This is a genomic window from Buchnera aphidicola (Acyrthosiphon lactucae), from assembly GCF_005083565.1.
Lineage (GTDB): Bacteria > Pseudomonadota > Gammaproteobacteria > Enterobacterales > Enterobacteriaceae > Buchnera > Buchnera aphidicola_AH.
In genome coordinates this window covers 205,898-231,332 of record NZ_CP034891.1, presented here as the reverse complement: position 1 = coordinate 231,332, position 25,435 = coordinate 205,898, and the positions used below count along the sequence as shown (strand labels likewise).

Annotated in this window: 19 protein-coding genes; 9 read left to right on the top strand and 10 right to left on the bottom strand. The window is 24.8% G+C overall.

The features are described 5' to 3' along the window. The first annotated feature begins 157 nt into the window (after positions 1-157). Entirely contained in the window at positions 158-1,018 is an 861-nt protein-coding gene (speE, locus tag D9V61_RS01060; protein WP_158339400.1) for a polyamine aminopropyltransferase, read from the top strand. Positions 1,019-1,039: 21 nt separating this feature from the next. Next, positions 1,040-1,846 (top strand): adenosylmethionine decarboxylase, encoded by an 807-nt coding sequence (speD, locus tag D9V61_RS01055; protein ID WP_187308786.1) that lies wholly within the window; start codon positions 1,040-1,042, stop codon positions 1,844-1,846. A 148-nt stretch (positions 1,847-1,994) separates the two neighbouring features. Here the strand turns inward: speD and lpdA are convergent, their stop codons facing one another. The 4 genes from lpdA to D9V61_RS01035 form a co-directional block, all read right to left on the bottom strand. Then, entirely contained in the window at positions 1,995-3,416 is a 1,422-nt protein-coding gene (gene lpdA / locus D9V61_RS01050) for a dihydrolipoyl dehydrogenase (protein ID WP_158339398.1), read from the bottom strand. 48 nt (positions 3,417-3,464) lie between these two features. Further along, on the bottom strand, positions 3,465-4,673 hold the full coding sequence (locus tag D9V61_RS01045) for a 2-oxo acid dehydrogenase subunit E2 (protein WP_187308781.1): 1,209 nt from the start codon (positions 4,671-4,673) through the stop codon (positions 3,465-3,467). A 14-nt stretch (positions 4,674-4,687) separates the two neighbouring features. Continuing rightward, positions 4,688-7,351, bottom strand: coding sequence for a pyruvate dehydrogenase (acetyl-transferring), homodimeric type (aceE, locus tag D9V61_RS01040; protein WP_158339397.1), 2,664 nt, complete (start codon positions 7,349-7,351; stop codon positions 4,688-4,690). 227 nt (positions 7,352-7,578) lie between these two features. After that, positions 7,579-8,628 (bottom strand): GMP reductase, encoded by a 1,050-nt coding sequence (locus tag D9V61_RS01035; protein ID WP_158339396.1) that lies wholly within the window; start codon positions 8,626-8,628, stop codon positions 7,579-7,581. A gap of 55 nt (positions 8,629-8,683) precedes the next feature. On the opposite strand from D9V61_RS01035, the gene coaE reads away from it, so the two are divergent. Beyond that, the gene (coaE, locus tag D9V61_RS01030; protein WP_158339395.1) at positions 8,684-9,337 is read left to right on the top strand and encodes a dephospho-CoA kinase; all 654 of its coding nucleotides are present in this window, start codon (positions 8,684-8,686) and stop codon (positions 9,335-9,337) included. A 69-nt stretch (positions 9,338-9,406) separates the two neighbouring features. Here coaE and D9V61_RS01025 read toward each other — a convergent pair whose 3' ends face one another. The 4 genes from D9V61_RS01025 to truA all read right to left on the bottom strand — a co-directional run bounded on the left by D9V61_RS01025 (position 9,407) and on the right by truA (position 15,818). Then, entirely contained in the window at positions 9,407-9,682 is a 276-nt protein-coding gene (locus tag D9V61_RS01025) for a DNA mismatch repair protein MutT (RefSeq protein ID WP_261979471.1), read from the bottom strand. A gap of 160 nt (positions 9,683-9,842) precedes the next feature. Beyond that, the gene (gene secA, locus D9V61_RS01020; RefSeq protein WP_158339394.1) at positions 9,843-12,467 is read right to left on the bottom strand and encodes a preprotein translocase subunit SecA; all 2,625 of its coding nucleotides are present in this window, start codon (positions 12,465-12,467) and stop codon (positions 9,843-9,845) included. Positions 12,468-12,659: 192 nt separating this feature from the next. Next, the gene (gene mrcB / locus D9V61_RS01015) at positions 12,660-14,939 is read right to left on the bottom strand and encodes a penicillin-binding protein 1B (RefSeq protein ID WP_261979464.1); all 2,280 of its coding nucleotides are present in this window, start codon (positions 14,937-14,939) and stop codon (positions 12,660-12,662) included. A gap of 78 nt (positions 14,940-15,017) precedes the next feature. Beyond that, positions 15,018-15,818, bottom strand: a complete 801-nt coding sequence (gene truA, locus D9V61_RS01010) for a tRNA pseudouridine(38-40) synthase TruA (RefSeq protein WP_158339392.1) — start codon at positions 15,816-15,818, stop codon at positions 15,018-15,020. Positions 15,819-16,115: 297 nt separating this feature from the next. Here truA and dksA point away from each other — a divergent pair, with 297 nt between their 5' ends. The 3 genes from dksA to panC all read left to right on the top strand — a co-directional run bounded on the left by dksA (position 16,116) and on the right by panC (position 18,347). Beyond that, entirely contained in the window at positions 16,116-16,571 is a 456-nt protein-coding gene (gene dksA, locus D9V61_RS01005) for an RNA polymerase-binding protein DksA (protein ID WP_158339391.1), read from the top strand. Positions 16,572-16,685: 114 nt separating this feature from the next. After that, positions 16,686-17,477 carry a 3-methyl-2-oxobutanoate hydroxymethyltransferase gene (gene panB / locus D9V61_RS01000; protein ID WP_158339390.1) on the top strand — a complete coding sequence of 264 codons (792 nt, stop codon included), beginning with the start codon at positions 16,686-16,688 and terminating at the stop codon, positions 17,475-17,477. A 15-nt stretch (positions 17,478-17,492) separates the two neighbouring features. Beyond that, a complete protein-coding gene (panC, locus tag D9V61_RS00995) occupies positions 17,493-18,347 on the top strand; it encodes a pantoate--beta-alanine ligase (RefSeq protein ID WP_158339389.1) in 855 nt (284 codons plus the stop codon). 18 nt (positions 18,348-18,365) lie between these two features. Here the strand turns inward: panC and hpt are convergent, their stop codons facing one another. After that, entirely contained in the window at positions 18,366-18,902 is a 537-nt protein-coding gene (hpt, locus tag D9V61_RS00990) for a hypoxanthine phosphoribosyltransferase (RefSeq protein WP_158339388.1), read from the bottom strand. Positions 18,903-19,571: 669 nt separating this feature from the next. Here hpt and thrA point away from each other — a divergent pair. From thrA to thrC, 3 genes are read left to right on the top strand one after another with little or no spacing between them, the layout of a single operon-like run. Continuing rightward, positions 19,572-22,022 carry a bifunctional aspartate kinase/homoserine dehydrogenase I gene (gene thrA, locus D9V61_RS00985; protein WP_158339387.1) on the top strand — a complete coding sequence of 817 codons (2,451 nt, stop codon included), beginning with the start codon at positions 19,572-19,574 and terminating at the stop codon, positions 22,020-22,022. Positions 22,023-22,039: 17 nt separating this feature from the next. Further along, on the top strand, positions 22,040-22,969 hold the full coding sequence (gene thrB, locus D9V61_RS00980) for a homoserine kinase (protein ID WP_158339386.1): 930 nt from the start codon (positions 22,040-22,042) through the stop codon (positions 22,967-22,969). Between the two features lie 4 nt (positions 22,970-22,973). After that, positions 22,974-24,263: a threonine synthase gene (thrC, locus tag D9V61_RS00975; RefSeq protein ID WP_158339385.1), complete on the top strand. Its 1,290-nt coding sequence runs from the start codon at positions 22,974-22,976 to the stop codon at positions 24,261-24,263. A 78-nt stretch (positions 24,264-24,341) separates the two neighbouring features. Here the strand turns inward: thrC and ychF are convergent, their stop codons facing one another. Further along, a complete protein-coding gene (ychF, locus tag D9V61_RS00970) occupies positions 24,342-25,430 on the bottom strand; it encodes a redox-regulated ATPase YchF (protein WP_158339384.1) in 1,089 nt (362 codons plus the stop codon). Positions 25,431-25,435 lie beyond the last annotated feature (5 nt).

Genomic DNA, 25,435 nt, shown 5'->3' with positions numbered 1-25,435 from the left:
ATTTGTGATATAAGTAAGAAATTCATTTTTACAAAAATTATTATTCTTCTTTTTAAAATTCCGAAAATAAAATCTACTATTTCATAATAATCGTAATTTTTTATTAATCCCAAAATCATCTATAAGGTTAAATTTTATAGGATATACAAATATACCCATGGATCAGAAAAAAATATGGCATGAAAAACTTTATTGTCATCTTGGACAATATTTTCTAATTGAAAAGTTAATATATAAAAAAAAAACTCCTCATCACAAAGTGATGATTTTTCAAAATTCTATATTTGGCAAAATTATGGTAATAGATGATATTGTTCAAACAACTGAAAATGATGAATTTATATATCATGAAATGTTAACTCATATACCCATATTTGCTCATGGTTCAATAAAAAACGTATTAATCATAGGCGGAGGTGATGGAGGTATACTTCGTGAAGTATGTAGACATAAAAATATTAAAAAAATTACTATGGTGGAAATTGATATTAATATCATTAATTTATGTAAAAAATATTTTCCAAATCATAGCAATAATGCTTATGAAGATTCTCGATTAAAACTAGTTATTGATGATGGTTTAAATTTTACAAAGAATACTAAAGAGAAATTTGACTTAATCATATCAGATTCTACAGATCCAGTTGGATGTGGAAAAAATTTATTTATTTCAGAATTTTATTTTAATTGTAAGAATTGTCTTACACAAAACGGAATTTTTGTAGCGCAAAATGGTATTTTCTTTCTTCAAAAAAATGAAACTATTCTTACTTATAAAAATTTAAAAAAATATTTTTATGATACAAAATTTTATCAAGCAAATATTCCCACTTATTATGGTGGAATTATGATGTTTGCATGGGGTACTAATAATATAGAATTTCGTAAAAATAGTTTTATAAATATACAATCACGCATAAAAAATACAAAATTAGCTTTTAATTACTATAACGCTAAAATTCATATAAGTAGTTTTTATTTACCTCAATATATTCTTAATGCATTAAATGAAAGTTAAAAATCCTTTCATAGGAGAGTAATTAAATTGCAAAAACTAAAATTATATGGCTTTAATAACTTAACTAAAAGCCTAAGTTTTTGTATCTATGATATTTGCTATGCGAATACTAACGATTCACGTAATAGTTATATTGCTTATATTGATGAACAATATAATGCTATTAGATTAACTAAAATTTTAAAAGAAACTTGTTCGATTATTGGTGCTAATGTTTTAAATATATTCCATCAAGATTATGAACCTCAGGGTGCAAGTGTAACTATTTTAGTATGTGAAGAACCGATTAATATAGAGAAAATAAATGTTTTAAACAATAAAATTGTATCATCTTCTGTACTAGCTCATTTAGATAAAAGCCATATTTGTGTACATACATATCCAGAAAGTCATCCTCAAAGTGGAATTTGTACTTTTCGAGCTGATATAGAAGTTTCAACATGTGGAATTATATCACCTTTGAATGCATTGAACTATCTTATACATCAATTAGAATCAGATATTGTCACAATTGAATATCGCGTTCGGGGATTTACTAGAGATATTGACGGGGTAAAACATTTTATTGATCATAAAATAAACTCTATTCAGAATTTTATGTCAAATGATATAAAATCAATGTATGATATGGTAGATGTAAATGTATATCAAGAAAATATTTTTCATACTCGAATGTTATTAAGAGAATTTCATTTAAATAATTATTTATTTAATATTGATTTAAAAGATCTAAAAAAAGAGGAACGTTCTAATATTGTCAATTTACTTTGGAGGGAAATGCGTGAAATTTATTATGGACGCAATATATCTATGATAGATTCTATCTAGTAGTATGTGTTTAAAAATTTAATAGTAATGCAGAATTAGTAATTTTTTTTAGAAAAAGAAAAGATTATAGAAGATTAATTTCTATAATCTTTTCTTTTTCTGAAAAAATTTTATTAATATAAAAATAGAGCTTTTAAAAAATCAATAATTATTTATTAAATTTAACATTTAATACATCTGTTGCTGTACCCTGAAAAATTTCTGCAGATAAACCGATTGATTCATATAAAGTAGGATGGGCATGAATAGTTAATGCAATATCTTCAGCATCGCATCCCATTTCAATAGCAAGTCCAACTTCACCAATTAATTCTCCAGCATTTGTCCCTACTATAGAACCACCAATAATTTTATTATTTTCTTTATTAAAAATTAATTTTGTCATACCTGTACTACAGTTTGAAGCAATAGCTCTTCCTGATGCACTCCAAGGAAAATTTGCAATTTCATAATTTATATTTTCTTTTTTAGCTTGTTTTTCATTTAATCCAACCCAAGCAATTTCAGGTTCAGTATATGCTATTGATGGGATTACTTTGGGTTCAAAATAATGTTGTTTACCAGAAATAACTTCTGCGGCAATATGACCTTCATGAACTCCTTTATGAGCTAACATAGGTGCACCAGTTACATCACCAATAGCATAAATATGAGGTATATTTGTTTTTAACTGCTTATCCACATCAATAAAACCTAAACTATTTATTTTCAATCCTATTTTATCTAATTTCAATGTATCAATATTAGGAGTCCTACCTATTGCTACTAATACAGCATCATAAAATACATTTTTTTTAGAAATATTTTCTTGTACTATATCTACTGTTAATCCATTTTCTTTTAGTTCAATTTTATCTATATGAGTATTCAACATTAAATTAAATCTTTGATTAATAGATTTTATATATACATTAGTAATATCTTTATCTACTGCAGGAAGAAAATGATTAAATCGATCAATAATATCAACTTTTGAACCTAATGCACTATATATTGTAGCCATTTCTAAACCAATAATACCACTTCCTATAATTAAAAAACGATTGGGTATTGTTTTAAATGATAATGCATCAGTTGAATCCCAAATTCTTATATCATCATTAGGTATCGAAGAAATTTTAATTGGTTTAGAACCTGTTGCAATAATTGCATGATCAAAAAAAATAGAAAATCTATCTTCTTTACTTGTTACAAAAAGACTTTTATCAGTATCAAAAATAGCATTTCCTTGAAAAATTCTTATTTTTCTTTTTTTTCTCATACTAGATAAACCATTTGTTAGTTGATTTATAACATTTTCTTTCCAATTTTTAATTTTTTCAATATCAACTATGGGTTCACTAAAAGAAACGCCTGTTTTATATAATTCTTTAGCTTCTTTAATAACTTTAGCTATATGCAATAACGCTTTTGACGGAATACAACCAACATTTAAACAAACACCTCCTAATTTATTATAACGTTCTATCAAAACAGTATCTAAACCTAAATCTGCACAACGAAAAGCTGCAGAATAACCTGATGGACCTGATCCAATAATTGCAACTTGTGCGTAAATTTTTTGATGCATTATAACCTCTTATTAAGTAATATTTCAATAATTTTAAATACATAAAAATCACATGATTAAAAAATGTATATCAGATAAAATTTTTCTAATAAATGTGATAAAATGCGCTGCATAAGCCCCATTAATTACACGATGATCATAAGATAAAGATAATGGTAACATTAAAGATGGAATAAATTCATTTCCATTCCATAAGGGTTTTATCTGAGATTTTGAAATTCCAAGAATTGCTACTTCAGGTGCATTGATAATCGGAGAAAACCAACTCCCCCCAATACCTCCTAAATTAGATACTGTAAAACACCCTCCTGTCTGATCTGAAATATTTAATTTTCTTTTTCGGGCTTTTTCTGATAGTAACATTAATTCAAAAGATAATTGTTCAATATTTTTTTTATTAACGTCTTTTAATACAGGAACAAATAAATCATTGTCAACATCTATAGCAAATCCGATGTTAATATATTTTTTTAAAATAATTTTTTTATTATGAGAAGTTAAAGAACTATTAAAAATAGGAAATTTTTCTAATGCATATGCAATTACTTTAATTATAAAAACTAATATTGTAATCTTATTACTTGTTTTTTTTTGATTTTTATTTTCATTATTATATTTTTGACGAAATTTTTCTAATATAGTAATATCAACTTCATCAAATTGTGTTACATGAGGTATATTTATCCAATTCTGATGTAGATTATGACCAATTATTTTTTGAATATTATTTAATTCATACTCTTCTTCTTTCGATTGATTATCATTATTAGTACAAATTTTACTTTTTTCTTCTAAAAATTTTTTTTTAATTTTATTTTGATATAATTCTATATCCTTTTTTACAATCCTATTTTTAGGACCAGTACCAACAATAGTACATAAATCAATATTTAAATTACGTGCTAAACGTCTTATAACTGGAGTGGCATGTGGAAAAATATCTTCTTTAAGTTTTTTATCAAGATTTAAATTAATATTTTCATCTAAATGATTTTCTTCTTTTTTCTGTATATTAGAATTAAAGTTATTAACTTCAAACATCATGATAAGAGAATTAGTTCGAATTTTATCACCAATTTTTATATAAATATTTTTTACAATACCTGATGTAGGTGAGGGTATTTCCATAGAAGTTTTATCTCCTTCCACAGTTATTAGCCCTTGCTCTGGTTCTACTTTTTCATTGTTATTAACTAATATTTCAATTACTTCTACTTCTTCTAACCCAATATCAGGCATTTTTACTTCTATATCCACTGTTTTTTTACCTCTCAAGCTAAACGCGGATTAATTTTATTAATATTAATATTAAATTTAATAATTGCATCTTCTACTACTTGTTTCTTAATATTATTTATATTAGCTAATAAATTTAAAGCAGCTACAACAATATAATGAGCATTTACTTCAAAGTGATTACGCAATTTATCTCGACTATCTGAACGGCCAAAACCATCTGTTCCTAAAACATGATATTCTTTTGATGGAATATAATGACGAATTTGCTCAGCAAACAATTTCATATAATCAGTAGCTGCAACAGTAGGATTTTTATTCATAACTTGTTTTATATATGCGATTCTATTCTTTTCTTTAGGATGTAACATATTCCATCGTTCGCAATCTTCGCCATTTCTAGCTAATTCTGTAAAAGAAGTAACACTATATATATCTGTGGTAATAGAATAGTCTTTTAATAAAATTTCTGCAGCTTGACAAACAGAGCGTAAAATAGCACCAGATCCTATTAACTGTACTTTTGATGCAGTACCATGTAAAGTTTTTAATTTATAAATTCCTTTGCAAATACCTTCTTCTACACCTAGAGGCATGGCAGGCATATAATAATTTTCATTAATTGTAGTAATATAATAATATATGTTTTCTTGGGAAGGACCATACATACGTCTCAATCCATCTTGTATAATTACAGCAATTTCATAAGCAAAAGAGGGATCATAAGATATGCAATTAGGAATTGTTAAAGATTGTATGTGACTATGTCCATCTTCATGTTGTAATCCTTCACCATTTAACGTAGTTCTACCTGAAGTTCCACCAATTAAAAACCCTCTTGCTTGTTGATCTCCAGCAGCCCAAAATAAATCCCCTATTCTTTGAAAACCAAATATTGAATAATAAATATAAAAAGGAATCATAGGAAAATTATTAGTACTATAAGAAGTTGCAGCAGCTAACCAGGATGCAGCAGCACCTAATTCATTTATGCCCTCCTGTAGTATTTGACCTTTTTTTTCTTCTTTATAGTATGCTACTTGTTCTCGATCTTGAGGAATGTATTTTTGACCACTAGAACTATAAATACCAATTTTTCGAAATAATCCCTCCATTCCAAAAGTTCGTGCTTCATCAGCAATAATTGGCACTATTAAATCTTTAATAGAATTATTTTTTAAAATAATATTTAAAACACGTATAAAAGCTATAGTTGTAGAGATATCTTTTTTTTGTTCTTCTAATAATGATTTAAAATCAATTAAATCTGGTAAAACTAATTGATTAGTAAAACTAGATAAACGAAAGGGAATATAACCACCTAACTTTTTTCGTTGTGAATGTATATAACAATATTCTTCAGAATTTTTTTTAAAAGTTATATATGGTAATTTTTTTACATCATCATTTGATATGGGAATATTAAAACGATCTCGAATATGTATTATGCCATTAATATCTATTTTTTTGATTTGATGAGCAATGTTTTTACCTTCCGCACTAACTCCCATTCCATATCCTTTAACAGTATGTGCTAGAATAACTGTTGGTTTATTTTTTGTTTCTTTTGCTTTTTTTAACGCGTTAAACATTTTTTTAGGATCATGCCCTCCTCTATTTAATTTCCATATTTCTTCATCAGTCATGTCTTTAACTAATTCATATGTTTCTTTGTATTTACCAAAAAAATATTTTCGAACATACGCACCATCTTTAGATTTAAAAGTTTGATAGTCTCCATCAATTGTTTCATTCATTAATTGAATTAATTTTCCAGTTTTATCTTTTTTTAATAAATAATCCCATCTACTACCCCATATAACTTTTATAACTTTCCATCCTGCACCATAAAAAAAACTTTCTAATTCATTGACAATTTTTCCATTTCCAACTACAGGACCATCTAATCTTTGTAAATTACAATTAATTATAAATATTAGATTATCTAAATTTTCACGCACAGCTATAGAAATAGCACCTTTAGATTCTGGTTCATCCATTTCACCATCGCCTAAAAAGGCATAAACTACTTGTTTGGAAGTATTTTTCAATCCTCTATTTTGTAAATATTTTAAAAATTTTGCTTGATAAATGGAACAAAGTGGTCCTAGACCCATAGATACAGTAGGGAATTGCCAAAAATTTGGCATTAATTTAGGATGAGGATAAGAAGATAAACCTATACCATCAACTTCTTGTCTAAAATTATTAATTTGCTCTTCTGATAAACGTCCTTCTAAAAAAGATCGAGCATAAATACCTGGAGAAATATGACCTTGAAAATAAACTAAATCACCTCCATCATTATCATTTTTAGCTCGAAAAAAATGATTAAAACATACTTCGTATATTGTAGCAGAAGATTGAAAAGATGATAAATGACCACCTAATTCTAAATTTTTTTTTGATGCACGTAGTACCATCATTATAGCATTCCAACGAACTGCTGAACGAATACGCTTTTCTATAATAAGATTTCCAGGATATTCAAATTCATCTTCGCTACAAATAGTATTAACATAGTCACTAGTAAAAAAACATCTAAAAAATTCTACTCTATCAATTTTAGATTTTTTTAAAACTTGTTCAATTAAAAAATGAGCTCTTTCACGACCTTCTTGACGAATAACAGATTCAATAGCTTGCACCCAATCACTAGTTTCAATTGGATCCACGTCATTATATAAACGTTCTGACATGGTATAAATTCCTTATACATTATATGTATTTAATGATTAAATTAAAATTTAATATAAAAAATTATTACAATGAGTTTTTTATTTTAATAAAAATTTTATCTTTATATATTATTATCTTAATTTAAAATTAGTTATGAATATCTAAAAAAAATCAATAAAATTAAATATACATAAGTATAATTAATTTTATTGATTTTAAAATATAAAAACTTTTTCAATAAATATTTTTATTCTTTAAAAATATTAAAAACACAATTTTCTTGTTCAGTAACTCGTATAAATGTAGTTCTTTTTGTTAATTCTTTTAACTTTTCTGCACCTACATAGGTACAAGAAGAACGCAATCCTCCTAGAATATCACGTATAGTATTTTCTACATTTCCCCGAAAAGGTATTTTAACTGTTTTTCCTTCAGATGCACGATATCCTGCAATTTTACCTTCATAACGTTTCATTGCAGAAATAGAACTCATTCCATAAAATAACATATATTTTTTTGATTTTTCTTCAACTATGTTTCCTGAACATTCCTTATGACCTGAAAGCATTCCTCCTAACATAACAAAATCTGCACCTCCTCCAAAAGCTTTAGCAATATCTCCAGAAACAGAACATCCTCCATCACTAATGATTTGTCCATTTAATCCATGTGCTGCATCAGCACATTCTATAATAGCTGATAATTGAGGATAACCAATTCCGGTTTTCATGCGTGTAGTACATACCGAACCCGGACCAATACCAACTTTAACTATATCTGCTCCAGAAAGTATTAATTCTTCAACCATTTCACCAGTAACAACATTTCCAGCACAAATAATTTTATCTGGAAAACATTCTCTGACTAACTTTAAAAAAGAAACAACATGTTCAGAATAACCATTAGCGACATCAATACAAATATATTTTAATTCAGAAGATAATAAAAAAATTTTTTTCATTTTTGAAAAGTCTATATTGGAAGTTCCAATTGATACAATTACATGATTTAATACTTCTTTAGAAGATGAATTAACAAAAGTTTTCCATTCTTCAAAAGAATAATACTTATGGACTGCTGTTAGTATATTAAAATCTGATAAAGATCTAACCATTTCAAATGTACCTATAGTATCCATATTTGCAGCAATAATAGGAATACCAGACCAAATACTAGAAGAATATTTAAAAGAAAAACAACGAATAAGATCGACTTGAGCACGACTTTTTAATGTAGAACGTTTTGGTCTAATTAATACATCTTTAAAACCTAGTTTTATATCTTCTTCAATTCTCATAAAATTGTTATCCTAATTTAAACATACTATACTAATAATAAAAATTTAAAATATCATGACTTATATTGTAGCACTTACTGGAGGTATTGGTAGTGGAAAAACTACCGTCTCTAATGAATTTAAAAAAATAGGCATCAACATTATTGATACAGACACTATCGCAAAAAATATAATAGAATTTAATTCAACAATATCATTGTCTATCAAAAAAAAGTTTGGAAAAAAAATATTAAATATAGACAATTCAATTAATCGTTTTCTACTAAGAAAATATGTTTTTAATAATAAAAATGATCGTTTATGGTTAGAAAATCTATTGTATCCTAAAATCTATCAAGAAACTAAAAATCAAATAAAAATTACACAATCAAATTGGTGTTTATGGGTAGTACCGTTATTAATTGAAAAAAAATTAGAAAAAAAAGCTCATCGAATTCTTTTAGTTGATACACCAGTAAAAGAACAAATAAAACGTATAATTAAAAGAGATAATATTAGTCATGTAGAAGCTAAAAAAATTATTTCATTACAAACTACTAGAAAAGCAAGAATTTCTATATCAGATGATATTATTTTCAATAATAAAAACATTAAAAATATAAATTTATATATTTATTATTTTAATATATTTTATTCATATTTATCAGAAAAGTATCATAAAAAAAAAATAATAGACATTAAAAAAAATTATTTAACAAAATTTTACTAATATATTAAATATATTTTTATTATTTATTTTAAAAAAATCTTAAATTTAAATATTTTTAATAAAAAAAAATTAATATTTTTCTTTAAGAAAAGTTATAACATCATAATTCGCAGGTGGAAAATCAGAAGATTTTAAATTATATAAAAATTTCCAATGATAAGAATATCCTTCAATACTATAAGGTTTATTTTTCCATTTTTTTATTAAAAAAAAATATAATTTTATTTTTTTTTTATAATTTATATGCTCTATATATTTAAAAAAATTAACTTCTAATATGTTAATTCCCACTTCTTCTAATAACTCTCTTTTTAATGCATGTACTATGTTCTCATGTTTTTTAATCTTTCCACCTGGAAACTCCCATATATTTTTTTTATATTTTCCTCTAGTGACATATACTTTTTTTTTTATTTATAATAATCCCAATTGCTGCTTCTATACAATTCATTAGATTTATCCTTAATATAAAACATATCTTTTATTTTTTTATAAAAATAAAATTTCATAAAATACCATGACAATACTTATATTTTTTTCCTGAACCACATAAGCAAAGTGCATTTCGACTGATTTTAGTATTATTAAAATTTCCTGTTAAATGTTTATTTAAATCTATATATTTTTTTGAATAAGATAAATTAATCTTGCTGAGAAATGATACTACTTCATATTTTAACAATTCTAACATGCTAGAAAACATATTAAAAGATTCTCGTTTATATTCTTGTTTGGGATCTTTTTGAGCATAACCACGTAAATGGATACCTTGTCTTAGATAATCTATAGCTGATAAATGCTCTTTCCAAAGTGAATCTAATGTTTGCAACATAATAGTTTTTTCTATTATACGTAAATTTTTTTCACCAATTAATTTTTCTTTTTTTTCATAATTAATTTTTGCAAAATCAATTATTTTTTTTATAATTTTTTTATCTTTTAAGTTAGGTTCTATAGTTAACCAATTTAAAATTGGTATATTTAAATGAAAGTCAGTATTTAATTTGTATTCTAAATCAATAATATTCCATTTATCTTTCAAAGTATTTTTAGGTATATATACAAAAATATTTTTTTTCAAAACATCTTCTAAAATATCGTAAATTATTACTTTTATATCTTTTGCATCAATTAATTTATTACGTTGCGAGTAAATTGCACTACGCTGTTCATTAATCACATCATCATATTCTAATAATTGTTTTCTAATATCAAAATTTCTATTTTCTACTTTTTTTTGAGCATTTTCTATAGCTTTTGTCACCCAGGGATGTTCAATTGCTTCATTTGAAGACAATCCTAATTTTCGCATCATATAAATAATTTTATCAGATGCAAAAATTCGCATTAACGAATCTTCCATAGAAAGATAAAAACGCGAAGATCCACTATCTCCTTGACGACCAGAACGACCTCTTAGTTGATTATCAATCCGACGCGATTCATGACGTTCAGTTCCAATTATATGTAACCCACCAGCAGAAACAACTAAATCATGCTCTTTTTGCCATTTTTTTTTAATTTTTTTTACTTCATATTCAGTTATATTTTTATATCGATTTAATTCTACTTCTAAATTACCTCCAAGAACTATATCTGTTCCTCTACCAGCCATATTAGTAGCAATTGTAATGGATTTAGGTTTTCCTGCTTGTGCTATAATTTCAGCTTCTTTAGCATGAAATTTAGCATTTAAAACACTATGATCAATTTTTAATTTTAATAACTCTTTAGAAATAACTTCTGATTTTTCAATAGAAACTGTACCAACTAAAACAGGTTTATTTAAACTTATACATTCTTGCACATCTTTAATAATAGCGTTGATTTTTTCTTTTTCAGTAACATATACTAAATCAGGTAAATCCTGACGTATCATTTTTCTATTTGTTGGTATGACAATAGTCTCAAGATTATAAATAGAACTAAATTCAAAAGATTCAGTTTCCGCAGTACCTGTCATACCTGCTATTTTTTTATATAAACGAAAATAATTTTGAAAAGTAATAGATGCTAGAGTTTGATTCTCATTTTTTATAGGAACATCTTCTTTTGCTTCTATTGCTTGATGTAATCCATCAGACCATCTTCTTCCTGGCATAGTACGACCTGTATGTTCATCCACAATAATCACACAATTATCTTTTATGAGATAATCTACATCTCGAATAAATAATTTATGAGCACGGAGTGCAGATAAAACATGATGCATCAATATTATGTTATTAGAAGAATATAATGATTCACCTGTATTCATTAATTTTTTGTCAAATAATATTTTTTCAACTTCAATTAATCCTCTTTCTGTTAAATATACTTGTTTTGATTTTTCATCAATAGAAAAATGTCCTGTTCCATGAAAAAAATCTGAATCTTCTTTTTCTTGTGAAATTAAGTAAGGAACAATTTTATTGATTTCTTTATATAGTTCAGAACTATCTTCTGACGGACCTGAAATAATTAAAGGAGTTCTAGCTTCATCTATCAAAATTGAATCCACTTCATCTACTAATGCATAATGTAATCCTCTTTGTACTCTTTGCTCAGGAGAAAAAACCATGTTATCACGTAAATAATCAAATCCATATTCATTATTTGTACCATAAGTAATATCAGATAAATAAGCTTTTCTTTTAGAAGAAAAAGACATATCAGATGAATTTAAACCTACTGTTAAACCAAGAAATTCAAATAATGGAGTATTTTTTTCAGCATCTCTCTGAGCTAAATAATCATTCATAGTTACTATATGTACACCTTTTCCGCTTAATGCATTTAAATAAGCAGGTAAAGTGGACGTTAAGGTTTTTCCTTCTCCTGTCCGCATTTCTGCAACACATTGTTTATTTAAAACTATTCCCCCAAGAATTTGTACATCAAAATGACGCATATTAAAAATACGCTTACTTGCTTCTCTAACTGTAGCAAAAGCTTCTGGTAATATATCATCTAAAGTTTCACCATTACTTAATCGTAGACGCAAAATTGTTGTTTTTTCTTTTAATTTTTCATCTGATAAATTTTCAAAATTTTTTTCTAATTTATTAATAGATAAAACTATTTTTTTAAACTTTTTTAAAAAACGATTATTACGATTGCTAAAAATTTTAGTTAAAAATTTAATTAACATACTATAAATTCTCATATTTAAAATTTTTGAATCAAATGACAGTAAAAAATTTTTTTATTATTCTTTAAGTGACTTGATCAATTATTTTAATTCTATTTATATACAATATAATGAAAAATTTTTCATTAATAAAATAATCTCAAATTAACATTAATAATATGCAGTTAAACAAAAAAAAATTTTTATTGTGTTTTAAAATAAATCTTTTAACCAAAATAAAAAATTTTTTTTCTCTTTTATTGAAAGATTTTCTGAAAATTTATTTTGAGTACAAATTTCTTTATTTTTTAAAGACCATATTGGTAAAATTCGATTATGTTTATCGTTTTTTTCACAAAATAATTTTCCTGAATCATCAATATAAAACATATTAATATTTTTTGGAGGTTTTAATATTAGAGGTATTGGATGTTGATATTGAAGATATCTCCTATAAATTTGCATTGCTCCAGAAGCACTATACAACTTTGTTGTTTGATTATTATCTCTACCTACCCAAATAATTGCAATTTGTTTTCCATCAATACCTACAAACCAATTATCAACTAAATTATTTGTTGTACCAGTTTTACCAGCCAAAGAAAATTCCTTAAAAATTGCTCCTAGTGATTTTGCTGTTCCACTATTAACTACTTGTTGCATAGCATATAGTGTCAAATAAGACGCTTCAGAAGATTCTATATGTTTTGATTGAGGTAAAGTTTGATAAAAGACTTTACCGTCATCAGAAACAATTGATCTAACTGATGATAATAATGACTTGTAACCACCACTTGCAATTATTTGAAATACTTGTGCTACTTCAATAGGTGTTAAATTAATAGCCCCTAAAGATATTGATGGAAAAGAAGTAATACGATTTTTAGAAATACCTAAATGCAACCAGCTATCAACTATTTTTTTTAAACCTATATCTATACTAAGATTAACTGTAGGAATGTTAATAGAATTAATTAAAGCATCTAATAACATTACTTTTCCACTAAAAGAAAAATTATTATTTTTTGGTATCCAGTATTGACCATTATCTAATTTAATTGAAATAGGACGATCAGAAATCCAAGTATTTAAATTGTATTTTTTTGGTTGTGATAAAGCAGTTAAATATGTTATAGGCTTAGATAAAGAACCAATGGAACGACGAGCTTTTAAAGCTCGATTATAACCATTAAATTCTGGCTTAGAACTTCCAACTAGTGCTTGAATTTCTCCATTAAATCTATCTACTACTATCATAGCAACTTCTAAATCTTTTAGTCCTTTTTTTCTTTTTAATATAGGTATTTCTATTTTTACAGCTTGTTCTACTGCATTTTGTGAAATAGAATCTAGGGTTGTAAATATTTTAATTCCTGAAAAATTTTTTATTGAACTACTAATTTTTTTTTTAGATTCTTTGCATACAAGTTGTATAAAAGAAGGATGCAGTGAAGTAATATTTCCTTTAGGTTGAACATTTAAAGATCGTCTACATAAATCTTCATAAATTTTTTTTGTAATATAATTTTGTTTATATAATAAAAATAAAACTAAGTTTCTTCTTTTTAATGCAGATTCAGGATGAGTCCAAGGACTATATAAAGATGCTCCTTTTACCATTCCAACTAATAAAGCATACTGATCTAAAGTTAATTCATCTATTGGCCGACCAAAATAACAAATACTAGCAAGAGGAAATCCTCGAATTTGTTCATCACCATCTTGTCCCAAATATACTTCATTTAAATATAGTTCTAAAATCCGATCTTTTGTGTAAAAACCATCTAAAATTAAAGCCATATAAATTTCATTCATTTTCCTTAATATTGAACGATTATTTGTTAAAAACATATTTTTTATCAACTGTTGCGTCAAAGTACTTCCACCTTGAATTGTACGACCAGCCATCGTATTTACTAAAAAAGCTCGACCTATAGAAGATATCTGAATACCATCATGTTCATAAAAATACTTATCTTCAATTGCTAATAATGTTTTCACTAACATTTCTGGATATTTATTACGAGAAAAAAATATACGTTTCTGTCTTTCAGGAGATTTTAATATATTAATTAATTTAGGTTCTAAACGAAAAAAACTAAAATTACGATTATTTTCAATATTTTTAATTTCTATTAAAGTATTTTTTTTAAAAGATAAAAGTGTATGCAACTCACCTTCTTTAATATCAGGAAAATCAAAAGAACGTCGTATAAATTCTATAGTATTATCTTTTATACTATATTCTCCTGGTAACATAACTAAATCGACTTTTCTATACATTCTACTTTTTAAAAGACTTAATAACTCTTTCTGAGAATATAAATTACCTGGTGCTAAATTCACTATACGTCCATATATTGCATTAGGAAAACTCCATACTTTTCCATTAATTGATCGATCTATCTTAATATACAAATATAACCCATAAAAAATAATTAAAATTAACATAGATAAAAAAATTTTTATTAAAATTTTTTTTTTTATATTCATATATATTAATCATTCCTTGAAATTTTATCGAAAATGTTTTACTAAAAATTTATAAACAAAAAACAATTTAACATTTTTTTATTTAAAAAATATAGAAGTATATGGTGATTTGGGCAAATTAAAATGTAAAGGATATTCTACATATACTAAATATAAACCTTTAGCTGGTGCAGTAGCTCCTGCATAATTTCTGTCTTTTTTTTGTAATAACTCTTTTATCCAAAATTCTTTTTTTTTAGAAATTCCAATTTCAATTAAAGAACCAACAATATTTCGAACCATATGATGTAAAAAAGAATTGGCTGTAATATCAATTATTACCCAATGATTTAAACGAAAAACATTTAATTTTTTAATATTTCTAAAAGGAGAATATGATTGACAACTGAGTGCTCTAAAAGATGTAAAATCATGTTCTCCTAATAAAAATTGAGCTTCAGAATACATTTTATTTACATTTAATTTTCTATAAATATGATTTATTTTATTCTGAAAAATAGCAGAACGAAGACTATAATTATATATTATATAACGATAAGAACGTGTAATAGCACTATAACGAGCATGAAAACTTTCTGGAACTTCTCTAACCCATACAATAGAAATATTTTTAGATAAATAACTATTTACTCCTATTGACCAAGACGATTTTTTTCTCACTGCTGTAGTATTAAAATGTATAACCTGACCTATACTATGTACTCCAGCATCAGTTCGACCTGCACATATAACATCTACCTTATGATTAGCAATTATAGATAAAGCTCTTTCTATTTCTGCTTGAATACTAGGTACTCTTTTTTGACTCTGCCATCCATAATAGAGACTTCCATCATATTCAACTCCTAAAGCAAATCTTTTAATATTATTAAATGCCATTTAAAAAGAATCCTATTATAATATTGAAAAAAATAATAAATTTGTACTTTTTATACAAAGTAGTATATGTATGTAAAAAAAAATCTAATCATATAAAAAACATATTTAATTATAGTTTATGTTAAAAAAATTTATTATAATGACTACTTAACACATAAAATAAGAAAAAATATAAATTTAATATATCTTAAAAAAATATTTACTAAATTTAAAATTATAAAAATAATATAAATTAATTATATTAATAATTTTCTTATATGTTCAATATTTAGTAAAATATTATCATTGGAGAGAGCTATGGAAAAAGACAAAAATAAAAAAACATCATCTTTAAATGTTCTTTCTATTGCAGGTTTGCAACCTTATCAAGAAAAAATAGACGAAAAATACATGAATGAAGATCAAATGTTACACTTTTATAAAATTCTTAAAACATGGAAAAATCAACTAAAAGATGAAATTCACCATACTCTACTCTATATACAAGATAAAGCAACAAATTTTCCAGATCCTATTGATCGAGCTACACAAGAAGAAGAATTTAGTTTAGATTTACGAAATCGTGATCGTAGTCGAAAATTAATTAAAAAAATTGAAATAACTTTAAAAAAAATTAAAGAAAAAGATTTTGGTTACTGTAGTTCTTGTGGTATTGAAATTGGAATTCGTCGTTTAGAAGCCAGACCTACTGCTAATCTTTGCATTGATTGTAAAACATTAGCAGAAATTAGAGAAAAACAAATGACTGGTTAATTTTGTAGATTAAAAAATTTAGATCAGGATGTTCGATTGATTCAAAAAAATCCATTCGAATATCCTTTCTTGATTTAATTCATATTATTATCATAAAAATTAACTGGAGTAAATATGGAATGTATTACAATTTCTAAATTAGAAAATTGGAAAAAAAATAAAAAAAAATTTGCGGCTATTACAGCTTATGACTTTAGCTTTTCTAAATTATTTTCTAATCAAGGTATTCCAGTTATACTAATAGGCGATTCTCTCGGGATGACTATACAAGGTCATAGTTCTACATTACCAGTAAAAGTTCAAGATATTGAATATCATACAAAAGCAGTTAGAAAAGGAGCGCCAAATACTTTCTTGTTATCTGATTTACCTTTCATGTCTTATTATGAAACTAGACAAGCTCTTAAAAATACAGCAAAAATTATTAGATCTGGTGCAAATATGATAAAAATAGAAGGAGGAAAATGGTTAGTTGAAATTGTTAAAGAACTATCTAACAGATCAATATTAGTATGTGGTCATATAGGTTTAACACCTCAATCCTTTAATTATTTAAGCGGATATAAAGTTCAAGGAAAAGAAAAAAAAGACGCAAATAAACTAATAGATGAAGCCTTATTATTAGAAGAATCTGGCATTAAAATGCTAGTAGTAGAATGTATTCCAGAAAAATTAGCAAAAAAAATTACGAAAAATTTATCTATTCCGGTTATCGGTATAGGATCAGGTAAATATACTGATGGACAAATTCTTGTAATGCATGATTTATTAGGAATTACTGAAGGGAAAAAACCTAGTTTTACAAAAAATTTTCTTTCTGAAAATGGTAGTATTCAAAAATCTATTCAAAAATATATATATGAAGTTGAAAAAGGTATTTATCCAAACAAAAAATATAGTTTTTAAAAATTTGGAGTTATAATGTATATTATCAAAAAAATAGAAACATTATATAAAAAAATAATTATTTTAAAAAAAACAAATAAAAAAATAGGACTAGTTCCTACAATGGGAAATTTACATGATGGTCATATAAAATTAATATTATTAGCAAAAAAACACGTAGATATTATTATAGTAAGCATTTTTATTAATCCAATGCAATTTAATAATTTATCCGATCTGGAAAATTACCCACAAACCTTTAGAGCAGATTGTCAGATATTAAAAGAACAAAATGTAGACATAATTTTTGTTCCTTATGTAAGTCAAATTTATCCAAACGGTATAAAAAAACAAACATTTGTTGAAGTTCCAAAATTATCTGAAATCTTAGAAGGTCAATCACGTCCAGGACATTTTAAAGGTGTAACAACAATTGTTTCTAAGTTATTTAATTTTATACAACCAGATTTTGCTTTTTTTGGAGAAAAAGATTATCAACAATTATTAATAATAAAAATGCTTGTAAAAGAACTAAATTATATGATAAATATAATTAGTTTACCTATAATACGACTAAAAAACGGACTTGCTTTAAGTTCAAGAAATAATAACTTAACCAATCAAGAAAATAAAATAGCACCTTATTTATATAAAGTTATAAAAGCAACATGTAAAAAAATTAAAAAAAGAAAAAGTTACAGTAGAAAAGAAATTATTTATTCATCCCGTATTTTATTAATTAAAAAAGGATTTTCTATTGATATTTTTAATATATATAATTCTAAAACATTAAAAAATCCTTCTAAAAACGTTAAAGAAGTTATTCTTTTAGCATCTGTGTGGTTAGGAAAAACTCGTTTAATTGATAATAAAAAAATTTTTTTTAATTAAAATATATCTATTTTAATTTTATTTTTTAAAAACTACTTTTCCTATATATGGAAGATAACGATAAGATTGAGCGTAATCAATACCATAACCTACTATAAAAAAATTTTCTAAAATAGAAAAACCTATAAAATCAACACTAATGTCTACCTCACGACATTCCGGTTTATCTAAAAGAGTGCAAATTGATAATGATTTTGGATTTCTAAGTTTTAAAATACCTAATACTTTACTTAAAGTTTTTCCTGAATCAATAATATCTTCTACAATTAAAACATTTTTATCATAGATATCTTCATCTAAATCTTTTATAATTTTTACGTCGCCACTAGAGAGCATTCCCCGTCCATAACTAGAGGTTGTCATAAAATCTATTTCGTGTTTAATGTGAATTCTACGACATAAATCTGCTATAAATACAAAAGAACCACGTAATAATGCTATTAATATCATTTTATTCTGACTATTTCTATATTTTTTAGTAATTTCTTGACCTAATTCTCGAACACGGATATCAAGTTCTTTTTCAGTAATGACAACTTGAATAGTATGTTTCATAATATCAACTAAATGGTTAGTGTGAATTAAATTATATTAAAAATTTAAATTTAAAAAAACTAGTTTTTTTATTAAAAAACAACATATTTTGAAAAAATTCTAATATATAATTAAAACTATAACATTTATTTTTTAAATTATTGCACTAATAATGATCGTTATGTTATAAAAATTAACTCAATAAATAAATTTATTAATAAAATGGTTATATAAAAAAATTATTATGATTAAAAAAATATATTCTATCTATATCAAAATGTAATTTATGTTATATTTATTATTTTAATATTAAATATTAAATGTAAAAAAAAATACAATGTTTTTTGATAAAAAATAAATAATTTTCATTATTATTTTTTTTATAAACAATACATACATCTAATTTATGATAAAATCAAAAAATACTGCTTTTACAGCATTCTAAATAAATAACAATATTTTTAATTTAAAATATAAACTATATTAAAAGATATCATCTAATACAATTAATTGACGCACTTTACGTATTCACAAAAAATATTAATATCTATTTATAGCCTTTTCACTAGAATAGCTGTTCTAATTATTATAACTAGTTATGATCTAGGCTTAAATAACATTTTTTCAAAAAAACCTGCTCATACTAAAAAGCAGGTTTTTTTATGATATAAATATAAGGAATTATAAAATATGAAATTATTAAAATTTGGTGGAACTTCATTAGCTAATGCGGAAAAATTTTTATGCGTAGCTAATATTATAGAAGAAAAAATCAAAAAAGAACAAATTGCAGTAGTACTTTCAGCACCAGCTAGAATTACTAACTATCTAGTTAAAATTGTAGAAAAAACAATTAAGAATAATCAAATTTTAGAAACTATACATCTTGCGGAAAATATATTTATTGAGTTAATAAAAAATATTTTAAAAATACAATCTAATTTTCCTTATCATGAAATAGAAGAAAATATAAAAAAAGAATTTGATAAATTAAAAAATATAATACATGGAATTATATTATTAAAACAATGTCCAGATAATATTCGTGCTACTATAATTTCTCGTGGAGAAATACTTTCTGTTTTTATAATGAAAAGTATATTGCAATCTAAAAATTATAATGTAACTGTTATTGATCCAGTTAAGAATTTTGTTTCTTTAGGTAATAATTATTTAGATTCAAGTGTTGATATATATCAATCTAAAAAACGTATTAATAATATTAATATTAATAAAAATCATATTATTTTGATGGCTGGTTTTATTTCAGGCAACCAAGATAAAAAATTAGTAGTATTAGGAAGAAATGGTTCTGATTATTCCGCTGCAGTTTTAGCAGCTTGTTTAGATGCTAATTGTTGTGAAATTTGGACTGATGTTGATGGAGTTTTTACTTCTGATCCAAGAACCGTTCAAAATACTTATTTATTAAAATCAATATCATATCAAGAAGCAATGGAACTATCTTACTTTGGCGCTAAGGTATTACATCCTCGTACTATTGAACCAATTTCTCAATTTAAAATACCATGTTTTATTAAAAATACTAATAACATTAAATCTGTTGGAACTTTGATTTGTCAAAAAAATTATTCTGAAAAAGATTTTCTAAAAGGTGTTACTCATCTTGATGACATAGCTATGTTTAATATATCTGGACCTAATATAAAAGATATAGGAAATATAATTCCACGTATATTTACTATAATTTCAAGAGATAATATTAAAACATTATTAATTACTCAATCATCTTCAGAATATAAAATGAATTTTTGCATTTTTGAATATGACATTGAAAAAGTTTTATACTCATTAAATAAAGAATTTCAATTGGAATTAAAAGATAAATTATTACATCCTTTTAAAATAAAAAAAAATTTATCTATTCTTTCGGTAGTTGGATCTAATATTTATAAAAAATATAATATTGCGTCAAAAATATGTTCTACTTTAGGTGCTTCAAAAATTAATATTCTTGCAATTGCACAAGGCTCTTCAGAACATTCTATTTCACTAGTAATTAAAAAAGAATATATTTTAAAAGCTGTTGAAAACGTTCATAATACATTATTTTGTAATAAAAAAATAATTCATGTTTTTTTAATAGGAATAGGTGGAATTGGTAGCACACTACTAAAACAAATATTAAAACAAAAAAATCTTTTAGATGAAAAAAATATAGAAATTAAAATTTGTGCTATTGCTAATTCCAAAAAAATATTATTTTTAGATGATAGAAATAATTTATGTAATTGGAAAAATGATTTCCAAAAATCAACTAAAAAATTTAATTTAGAATTGTTAAATAATTTAATTAAAAATAATAATTTTTCAAATTCGGTAATTGTTGATTGCACATCTGATCAATTATTAGCCGAACAATATGTAAATTTTATTTATAACGGTTTTCATGTAGTTACTTCAAATAAAAAAGCAAACACTAGTGAATGGGATTACTATAAAAAAATAAGAAATGCTACTTTTAAAAAAAATAAAAAATTTTTATATGAAACTAATGTCGGAGCAGGATTACCAGTAATAGATACTCTTAAAAATTTATTTAACACAGGTGATACTTTAATTCGATTTAAAGGAATATTATCTGGATCATTATCTTTTATCTTTGGAAGATTAGAAGAAGGAATTTTATTATCACAAGCTACTAGAGAAGCTAAAGAATTAGGTTTTACTGAACCAAATCCGTGTGATGATTTATCTGGTATAGATGTTGCAAGAAAATTACTAATTTTAGCACGTGAATCTGGATATAATATAGAGCTAAAAGATATTAAAATTGAACCTTTGTTACCAAACACTTTTAAAGGATATGAAGATGTTGATAATTTTCTATTAAAATTAAAAGAATTAGATTTATATTTTCTTAAAAAAATCAACCAAGCACAAAATGCAGGAAATGTACTACGATTTGTTGCAACAATAGAACAAAAAAGACAATTTTTTGTAAAACTTGAAGAAGTCAACATTAACGATCCATTATATAAAGTAAAAAATGGTGAAAATGCATTAGCATTTTATACTAATTATTATCAACCAATTCCTTTAGTATTAAGAGGTTACGGTGCTGGTAATAATGTTACAGCGTCTGGAGTATTTTCCGACTTACTACGTACACTATCATAAACGTCAGGAGCATAGTAATGATTAAAATTTATGCACCAGCTTCTATTGGTAATGTTGGAGTAGGATTTGATATTTTAGGTGCAGCAATTATGCCTATAAACGGTTCTTTATTAGGTGATTTTGTAACAGTAAAATTATCCAAAAAGTTTAACTTAGTTAATAAAGGTATGTTTTCTGATCAACTACCTAAAAATACTGAACAAAATATTGTTTGGAAATGCTGGTTGAAATTTTGTAATATCATAAAAAAAAATATTCCAGTTTCTATTATATTAGAAAAAAACATGCCGATTGGATCAGGATTGGGCTCTAGTGCTTGTTCAATAGTTGCTACTTTAGTTGCAATTAATGAATTTTGTAATAAACCTTTAAATTCAAAAGAATTATTACTTCTTATGGGAGAAATAGAGGGAGAAATATCAGGAGGTATTCACTATGATAACGTTGCTCCATCTTATCTTGGAGGACTACAGCTAATATTAGAAGATTCTGAAATAATAAGCCAAAAAATTCCAAGTTTTAAAAATTGGTTTTGGATAATAGCTTGGCCAGGAATTAAAGTTCCTACTTCGAAAGCAAGAGAAATATTACCAAAAAAATACCAAAAAGAAATATGTATTAAAAATAGTCGTTATTTAGCTGGTTTTATTCATGCTTCATATAGTAAACAACCTTATTTAGCAGCAAGATTAATGCAAGATTTTATAGCAGAACCATATCGTATTAAATTATTACCTAATTTCTTAAAAGCTAAAGAAAAAATAAAAAAAATTGGCGCTATAAGTTGTGGCATATCTGGTTCAGGACCTACTATTTTTTCTATTTCTGACAATATACATACAGCTCAAAAAATATCTTTATGGTTAACAGAAAATTACTTACAGAATAAAACAGGATTTGTTCACATTTGTTTTTTAGATTCAAAAGGTGTACGTAAAATAGGATAAAAAAATGAAACTTTATAATTTAAAAAATCATAGCGAACAAGTAAATTTTGAAACAGCTGTCAAACTAGGATTAGGACAACAACAGGGTTTATTTTTCCCAGTAAAACTACCTGTTATTACACCTATAGAATTGTCAAAAATATTAAAAATGGATTTTATTACTCGAAGTACTGAAATACTTTCTAAATTTATTTATCATGAGATATCTAAAGAAAAACTATATGAACATGTTAAACAAGCATTTTCATTTAAGAATCCATTAAAAATAAAGATTACAGAAGATATACATTGCTTTGAACTATTTCACGGACCAACATTAGCATTTAAAGATTTTGGAGCACGTTTCATGGCTCAAATGATACTATCGCTAAATAAAAAAAATGAATCTGTTACTATTTTAACAGCAACATCAGGTGACACAGGTGCAGCGGTAGCACATGCTTTTTATAGAATGAAAAATGTGCGAGTAATTATTTTATACCCTAAAGGAAAAATTAGTGAATTACAAGAAAAACTATTTTGTACTTTAGGTGAAAACATAAAAACTATATCAATTAACGGTAGTTTTGACGATTGTCAAAAACTAGTAAAAGAAGCTTTTAACGATAAAAATCTTAAAGAATCAATAGGATTAAACTCAGCTAATTCTATTAATATAAGTAGATTATTAGCACAGATTTGTTATTATTTTGAAGCTTTTTCTTTAATGTCAGAAGAACAAAGAAAAAATTTAGTAATAGCAGTTCCATGTGGAAATTTTGGTAATTTAACCGCTGGATTATTGTCTAAATCTCTTGGTTTACCAATCAAATCATTTATCGCATGCACAAATTCTAATGATACAGTACCAAGATTTCTTAGTAATGGAAAATGGTATCCAAAAAAAACTGTATCTACAATTTCTAATGCTATGGACATTAGCCAACCCAATAATTGGACTCGAATTGAAGAATTATTTTCTCGAAAAAAATGGAATTTAAAAGAACTTAGATTTGGTAGTGTATCAGATAATACTACCAAAGAAACATTAAAAGAACTATTTAATTTAGGTTATGTTTCTGAACCTCATGCTGCAATAGCATATCGATTATTACGAGATCAATTAAAAAAGAATGAATTTGGTTTATTTCTAGGAACTGCTCATCCAGCTAAATTTAAAAATACTGTAGAAAAAATATTAAAAAATAAAATTTCACTACCCAGTGCGCTAAAAAATAGAATCAATCTTCCATTATTATCATATAATATTAATCCTGTTTTTAATAAATTAAAAACATTTTTATTAGAAAAATAAAAATTAAATTAGAGAGGATAAAATTATTTTTTCCTCTCTAAAAAAATAATATATAAAAAAAATTAAAAATTAATTCTCTTAAACATTGAATAAAAAATGAATAATATCACCATCTTTAATATAATATTGTTTTCCTTCTATTCTAAATTTTCCCATTTCTTTAATTTTTGCTTCACTTTTATATTTTATGAAATCTATATATTTTACAATTTGAGCTCTAATAAAACCTTTGCTAAAATCACTATGTATTTTATGAGCAGCTTGAATACTAGTACTTCCATTAAGAATTGCCCAAGCTCGAATTTCTTTTATCCCTACAGTAAAAAAAGTTATTAAATTTAATAATTTATAACCAGCAGAAATAATATTATTTAAAGCTAAAGTTTTTATATTAAAAGCTTTCATAAAATATTTTTGTTCTTCATTATTCATTTTAACTAAATCTAATTCTAGATTTTCATAAATTGGAATCACTATAGCATTTTCTTTTTTAGCTATATTATTTAACTCATCTAAAAAATAATAAGATTCCTTTTCTTCATTAATATTAGCAATATACATTGTTGGTTTTAAAGTTAAAAAACGCAAATAACTAATTAATTTTTTTTCCTCTTCATTTAAATGAAGAGTTTTTAACATGAAAAATTCTGTTAAATGATTTATACATTTTTTTAAAACATTAATTTTTTTTTCTATTTCATTATTTTTTAATGCTTTTTTTTTTTGCAATTGTAATATAGTTTTTTCACAGAGATCAAAATCAGATAATATAAGTTCAGTATTAATAATATCTATATCTTTAGAAGGTTGGACTTGATTATAAATATGAGTAATATTATCATTTTTAAAACAACGAACGACATGTGCTATGGCATGTGTCTCTCGTATATTACTTAAAAATTGATTACCTAATCCTTCACCTTTAGATGCTCCTTTAACCAAACCTGCAATATCTATAAATTCTATAAATGCATGGACTATTTTTTGAGGAGAAACAATCTTAGCAAGATGATTGATACGCTCATCAATAACTGGAACAACACCTACATTTGGTTTAATAGTACAAAATGGAAAATTAGCAACTGCTGAATTCCCTTTAGTTAAAAGATTAAATAAAGTAGATTTACCAACATTAGGTAATCCTATAATACCGCATTTAAAACCCATATCTG